Annotated in this window: 8 protein-coding genes; 6 read left to right on the top strand and 2 right to left on the bottom strand. The window is 41.5% G+C overall.

Annotated features, from left to right (window positions below; genetic code table 11):
* The 6 genes from AC52RT_RS06780 to AC52RT_RS06805 all read left to right on the top strand — a co-directional run.
* Positions 1 to 1,132: acyl-CoA carboxylase subunit beta (locus AC52RT_RS06780; protein WP_495540037.1), on the top strand; the 1,132-nt coding region annotated here is incomplete at its 5' end.
* A 73-nt stretch (positions 1,133 to 1,205) separates the two neighbouring features.
* A complete protein-coding gene (locus AC52RT_RS06785) occupies positions 1,206 to 2,327 on the top strand; it encodes a tripeptidase T (RefSeq protein ID WP_495540038.1) in 1,122 nt (373 codons plus the stop codon).
* A gap of 65 nt (positions 2,328 to 2,392) precedes the next feature.
* On the top strand, positions 2,393 to 2,848 hold the full coding sequence (locus tag AC52RT_RS06790) for a chemotaxis protein CheW (protein WP_495540039.1): 456 nt from the start codon (positions 2,393 to 2,395) through the stop codon (positions 2,846 to 2,848).
* A gap of 52 nt (positions 2,849 to 2,900) precedes the next feature.
* A complete protein-coding gene (locus AC52RT_RS06795) occupies positions 2,901 to 4,139 on the top strand; it encodes a DNA polymerase IV (RefSeq protein ID WP_495540040.1) in 1,239 nt (412 codons plus the stop codon).
* 118 nt (positions 4,140 to 4,257) lie between these two features.
* Positions 4,258 to 5,670, top strand: coding sequence for an NADP-dependent phosphogluconate dehydrogenase (gene gnd, locus AC52RT_RS06800; RefSeq protein ID WP_495540041.1), 1,413 nt, complete (start codon positions 4,258 to 4,260; stop codon positions 5,668 to 5,670).
* Positions 5,671 to 5,746: 76 nt separating this feature from the next.
* A complete protein-coding gene (locus AC52RT_RS06805) occupies positions 5,747 to 5,899 on the top strand; it encodes a hypothetical protein (protein WP_495540042.1) in 153 nt (50 codons plus the stop codon).
* 32 nt (positions 5,900 to 5,931) lie between these two features.
* On the opposite strand, the gene AC52RT_RS06810 is transcribed toward AC52RT_RS06805, so the two are convergent.
* Entirely contained in the window at positions 5,932 to 6,105 is a 174-nt protein-coding gene (locus AC52RT_RS06810; RefSeq protein WP_495540044.1) for an asparagine synthase, read from the bottom strand.
* Between the two features lie 326 nt (positions 6,106 to 6,431).
* On the bottom strand, positions 6,432 to 6,645 hold a 214-nt coding region (locus AC52RT_RS06815), incomplete at its 5' end, for a hypothetical protein (protein WP_495540043.1).

Genomic DNA, 6,645 nt, shown 5'->3' on the forward strand with positions numbered 1-6,645 from the left:
CGTCTCACTAGATGGATATGGTCATATTTTTTATCGTAATGCTATTTATTCAGGTGTTATTCCGCAGATATCAGTGATTATGGGACCTTGTGCAGGTGGAGCTGTTTATTCACCAGCAATTACTGATTTTGTATTCATGGTTGAGAAAACAAGCCAAATGTTTATTACGGGACCAAAGGTTATTGAAACCGTAACGGGAGAAAAAATCAGTTCTGAGGATTTAGGCGGTGCAGGAGTACATAATAGTATCAGCGGCAATGCTCATTTTCAAGGTGAAACGGAAGAGGAAGTTCTTTCTCAAGTCAGAGCATTATTAAGTTATTTACCTCAGAATAATGAAGAGAAACCGCCGCGGCTTGAAGCGGATTTAGAGGAAGACTACCGTCCTGATTTAACAGATGTTATTCCATTTGATGGTTTACGACCTTATGATGTCCGGAAAGTAATCGACCAAGTTGTCGATCAAAACAGTTTTATGGAAGTTCAAAAGGACTTTGCAAAGAATATTGTGATTGGATTAGCACGGATTAAGGGTGAAGTCGTTGGACTAATCTGCAATCAGCCGAAGGTTCTTGCAGGAGGATTGGATATTAACTCCTCGGATAAAGCCGCACGATTTATCCGTTTCTGTGATTCATTCAACATTCCGTTGATTACGTTTGAAGATGTTTCTGGTTTCTTCCCAGGTGTTAAACAAGAGCATGGGGGAATTATCCGTCATGGTGCAAAAATTCTTTATGCTTATTCAGAAGCAACGGTGCCGAAAATGACGGTGATTCTCCGTAAGGCATATGGAGGCGCTTATGTAGCCCTTAACAGTAAGTCTATTGGTGCAGATATGGTCTTTGCTTGGCCAAATGCTGAAATCGCTGTAATGGGCCCTCAAGGAGCAGCAAATATTATCTTTGCCCGTGAAATTCAAAATAGTGAAAACCCAGATGAGACGCGTGCACAGAAAATAGAAGAATATCGCGAAAAATTTGCGAATCCATATGTGGCAGCCAAACAGGGGATGGTTGATGATGTCATTGATCCACGCGAAACGAGGATTAAACTCATCCAGTCACTTGACATGCTTCGTAATAAAAAAGATAGCCGGCCATATAAAAAACATGGCAATATACCTCTATAAGTCTGCAAGATTTGCTGGTTTTCAACATTAGACGTATACTTAATTGGAGATAATTATTGGAGGTTAGACGAGCATGATTAATCAAGAACGCTTAGTAAGTGAATTCTTTGAATTAGTACAAATCGATTCTGAAACAAAACATGAAGCTGACATTGCTAAAGTCTTAAAAGAAAAGTTTGCTTCCCTTGGGGTAGACGTTTTTGAAGATGATACAACAGGTCAAACTGGACATGGAGCAGGAAATCTTGTCTGCACTTTAAAAGGAAATAAAGAAGGCGTAGATACCATCTATTTCACTTCACACATGGATACCGTTGTACCAGGAAAAGGCATCAAGCCTTCCATCAAAGACGGCTACATCGTTTCTGATGGAACAACGATTCTTGGGGCTGACGATAAAGCTGGTTTAGCTGTTATGCTTGAAACTTTACGTGTTATTAAAGAAGAAAATATCAAGCATGGGACGATTGAATTTATTATAACGGTTGGTGAAGAATCAGGACTTGTGGGTGCTAAAGTACTTGATCGTTCACTTGTAACGGCTAAATTTGGCTATGCACTTGATAGTGATGGAAAAGTTGGCGATATTGTTGTGGCTGCTCCAACACAGGCAAAAGTAGGTGCACGTATTTACGGTAAAACGGCTCATGCGGGTGTAGCACCGGAAAAAGGAGTTTCTGCTATCACCATTGCTTCTAAAGCCATTTCAAAAATGCCGCTTGGTCGTATTGATGAAGAAACAACTGCCAACATTGGTCGTTTTGAGGGCGGACAACAGACGAATATTGTTTGTGATTATGTGGAGATTTTAGCTGAGGCACGTTCGCTTGTTCCGGAAAAAATGGAACAGCAAGTTCAGAAAATGAAGGATGCATTTGAATCTGCTGCAGCAGAGCTTGGCGGCAAAGCAGAAGTTGAAGTACAGGTTATGTATCCTGGTTTCAAATATGGAGCAGGTGACCATGTGGTTGAGGTAGCTAAAAAAGCGGCAGCTAAAATCGGCCGTCCTGGAACGCTTCAAAAAAGCGGCGGCGGCAGTGATGCTAACGTTATTGCAGGCTTCGGTATTCCAACGGTTAACCTGGCTGTAGGTTATGAAGAAATTCATACAACAAATGAAAAAATTCCAGTTGAAGAACTAAGCAAGCTTGCAGAAATGGTCCTTGCTATTATAGCTGAAACTGCGGGCGAATAAAGGGAGAAACGGGATTTTCAATCATAGAAAATCCCCGTTTTTTTTAAGATAGTGAGGTCGAATGGATGAGCATCATAACGAAAGTAGTAGTGTTCATAGTTGGAGGTGCGGAATATGCCCTGCCCATCGAATGCGTACAATCAATTGAAAATCCAGGAGATATTACGGCTGCACAAGCTCCTGAATACGTAGCTGCAATGTGTGTAGTAAGAGGAGAAATCCTTCCCTTGGTTCATACACAAAGACTATTTGATTCCTCTAAAGGGAACAGTGATGGTCAGCTCAAATGGATCATTTTAAGTATGAATCAGCGGCAGTTGGGGTTAATCGTTGATGAAGCCAAAGAAATTTTGGATCTGTCAGGCATCGCGGTTAAACAATTGGGAATGCTCGGACTTGCTAACCGAAATTATTTTCTTGGTGTAGCGAATGTGAATGCCCGTTTAATTACAATTATGGATCCCCAAAAATTATTTATGCTGAGTGGAGTAGAAAACCTTAACATGCACAGTCATCCTTAACAGGAAGGCTGTTTTTTTAAAAGGCAACAGCTAGACCAAGGATGTGACAATAATGAATCAGATGTATCCGAAAAATGGGAGAGTCATTCTTCATGTTGATATGAATAGCTTTTATGCATCAGTTGAAATGGCGCATAATCCCATGTTAAAGGGAAAACCGTTGGCAGTAGCAGGCAATGTAGAGGAACGACGGGGAATTATTGTGACTTGCAGCTATGAGGCACGAAAATTCGGCGTTAAAACAACGATGCCGCTTTGGGAAGCTAAAAAGCTTTGTCCTAGTCTAGTTGTGATGAAACCTAATTTCGAGCGGTATCGAACGGCTTCATCGGCGATTTTTGATCTCCTACGATCATTTACTGAACAGGTTGAGCCGGTATCGATTGATGAAGGGTACCTTGATATTAGTGATTGTGTAGAAATGGGTACACCGATTGAAATTGCCGAAACAATTCAAAATCGCATCCTTCAAACCATGGATCTGCCTTGCAGTATTGGAATTGCGCCTAATAAATTTCTAGCTAAAACCGCTTCTGATATGAAAAAACCGCTGGGAATAACGATTTTAAGAAAAAGAGATGTACCTAAAATCCTGTGGCCATATGAAGTGAGCGAGATGCATGGAATCGGGAATAAGACAGCGGAAAAGTTAAACGCAGTGGGTATTCGGACGATTGGTGATCTGGCACATGCTCCTGAGGGTCTCTTGAAGCAGCTGCTTGGTATAAATGGGACAAGATTGAAGAACCGGGCAATGGGTATAGATGATCGGCTGGTGGACCCAGAATCCATTTATGAACATAAGAGCATCGGTAATTCGACTACGCTCCCAAAGGATACTAATAGTCAAAAGGAGCTGACAGCTGTTCTGGGCAGGCTTTCATTAAAAGTTGCCCAACGGTTGAAGAATAAAAGTTTGGTCGGTCATAAGATAGGTGTTACGATTCGTTATAAGGACCGCCGAACGGTTACACGGAGCAGATTGGTCGCCAATGCTTTTTCAGAGAGCGAAGAAATTCATGCACTGGCTATTGATTTATTTACCAAACATTGGAACGGGGATGACGTCAGGCTTCTTGGTGTGACAGCTTTCGAGGTAATTGAAAAAGAATCAGCTTATAAACAGCTCGATTTATTTTCTTATGAAAAGGAAGCTGTTAAGGAACCGTTGTATAATGTTATGGAGCAGCTGCAGAGCAAATATGGCAAGGGAATTATTAAAAAAGGTCTTCCTCCCGTTCGTAAAACCGGGCAGGCAGATACAAGCTTCAGTAAGGACTTTCTTGATTAAATAAGGCATTCATTCCAATAGGCAAGAGTTATTTCGTTTGTTTTTCTTACGTAACGTGTAAAATAGAGGGGGAAAGTACTCTTTTAGATAAATCAAGCCAAGAATGGAGTAGATGACGTTGACTAAACAGCAAATTGGTGTAATTGGACTCGCGGTAATGGGAAAAAATTTAGCCTTTAACATTGAAAGCAGAGGATACTCTATTTCCGTTTATAATCGTTCGAAAGAAAAAACGGAAGATATGATGAAAGAAGCAGAAGGGAAAAATGTTTATCCTGCTTACACGATGGAAGACTTTGTTGCTTCTCTTGAAAAACCACGTAAGATTTTACTTATGGTTAAGGCGGGTGGACCAACTGATGCGACCATCGAACAGTTAAAACCACTTCTAGATAAAGGCGATATTGTGATCGATGGAGGGAATACCTTCTTTAGAGATACTCAGCGCCGTAATGATGAGTTAAGCAAGCTTGGTATCCATTTCATTGGAACTGGTGTATCAGGCGGAGAAGAGGGTGCATTAACGGGTCCTTCTATCATGCCTGGCGGTCAACAAGAAGCATATGAACTTGTTGCACCGATTTTAAAAGCCATTTCTGCCAAAGTCGATGGAGATGCATGTTGCACGTATATCGGACCAGATGGTGCCGGACATTATGTGAAAATGGTACATAACGGAATTGAATATGGCGATATGCAGTTGATCTCTGAAGTCTATTTCCTTTTGAAACATGTTGTCGGTCTTTCAGCCGAGGAATTGCATGAAGTATTTGCAGAGTGGAATAAAGGCGAATTAGACAGCTATTTAATTGAAATTACGGCAGATATCTTCAAGAAATACGACGAAGAAACTGGTAAGCCGATGGTAGATGTCATTCTTGATAAAGCAGGACAAAAAGGCACTGGTAAATGGACAAGTCAGAGCGCGCTTGACCTTGGTGTGCCGCTTCCGATTATTACGGAATCTGTATTTGCCCGCTATATTTCAAGTCTTAAGGACGAACGTACAGCGGCAAGCAAGCTGTTAAGTGGTCCAACTATATCTTCATTTGACGGAGACAAAGGCGTCTATATTGAAAGTGTTCGAAAGGCTCTTTACATGAGTAAGATATGTTCATATGCTCAAGGATTTGCCCAAATGAAAGCAGCTTCAGAAGAGTACAATTGGAATTTAAGTTACGGTGAAATCGCCATGATCTTCCGCGGTGGATGTATTATCCGTGCACAATTCTTACAAAAAATTAAAGATGCATTCGATCGTGATGCTAATCTTAATAATCTGCTACTTGATTCGTACTTCAAGAATATTGTGGAAGACTACCAAGGTGCGCTTAGAGAAGTCGTTTCTTCAGCTGTACTAAACGGAATTCCTGTTCCAGGATTATCAGCTGCACTATCTTACTTTGACAGCTACCGGGCAGAAACGCTGCCGGCAAACCTGATTCAAGCCCAACGTGATTACTTTGGTGCTCATACGTACCAACGTGTCGACAAAGAAGGAACATTCCATACAGAATGGATGGAAAAATAATTAAAAACGTCACCAATTGGTGGCGTTTTTTTGTTGAGCAGAATGTAATATAAAAACGATAAGATTAGGAGGAGCTATGGGGATATTTGATATATTTACGACTAAATGCGGGATTTGTAAGAGGAAAATCAAACCACTGCGGGCCTATACAAATGATCAAGGCAAAGTAATGAAAGTCTGTCTGCCATGTTCAGAATATGCTGAACGAAGAGCTTTTCGATTATTATAGAGGAGCCAAGGGCTCCCCTAGTTTTTTAGCTGTTAATGGCGGTGCTCGACTAAGTCAATCACACCGAGTACGACATGTGCCAGGCCGAAGCCAAAGATGGTATTTGCGATCATTTTATTTGAACCCCGCGTTTGTTTCATTGCATAACCAGCCGCGGTAACAGCTGTTCCAAGTGCAGTAGGAATTGCGCCTTCACGAATATCCATCGTTAGTTCCCTCCCAGTTGGTTTTTGTACTTGATGCGTGTTCATGCATCCCTGTTAGTTTGACCTCTGGACAGTGAAATAATCCTAGCTGCATTTTCTAATTGAGGGAGACAGTACCAAACTAGGATCAGTCAGGCTGAACGAAGACGGAAAACCAGATAAAAGAAGCCAGCCAATTCAAGCAGAAAAGCGGTAGGGGAGAATCAGTCGGAGTTGGAGCAGAATGATCGGCAGTTAGGGAAGAATCAGTTGGACTTCGGGCAGAATGGGAAGGCATTTGTCTATAGAGACGTTTTCTGAGAAGCGGGGTTTTCCAAAAAGAGTATCTAAAAAGGTGTAGGGTCGAATGTTTTGCAGAAAGGGCCGAATGATCTCGAGTTCGGGCCGAATAAATTGCTGAATGGGCCGAATGTTTCCCACTTTGGGCCGAATGAATAATGTTCAAGGGAATCTAAAGCCCATCCGGGTGCTTGATAAAGAGGGAATTCTAAGAAAACCTGCTTAATGAGACAGAAAAAGAGAAAGATACTCATTTTTAAG

This window comes from Peribacillus sp., from assembly GCF_059453735.1.

What these genes read in the sequence shown, in the direction of transcription:
- AC52RT_RS06785 (WP_495540038.1), top strand. Translation starts at nt 1,206, where the DNA reads ATGATTAATCAAGAACGCTTAGTAAGTGAATTCTTTGAATTAGTACAA.
- AC52RT_RS06790 (WP_495540039.1), top strand. Translation starts at nt 2,393, where the DNA reads ATGAGCATCATAACGAAAGTAGTAGTGTTCATAGTTGGAGGTGCGGAA.
- AC52RT_RS06795 (WP_495540040.1), top strand. Translation starts at nt 2,901, where the DNA reads ATGAATCAGATGTATCCGAAAAATGGGAGAGTCATTCTTCATGTTGAT.
- AC52RT_RS06805 (WP_495540042.1), top strand. Translation starts at nt 5,747, where the DNA reads ATGGGGATATTTGATATATTTACGACTAAATGCGGGATTTGTAAGAGG.
- AC52RT_RS06810 (WP_495540044.1), bottom strand. Translation starts at nt 6,105, where the DNA reads ATGGATATTCGTGAAGGCGCAATTCCTACTGCACTTGGAACAGCTGTT.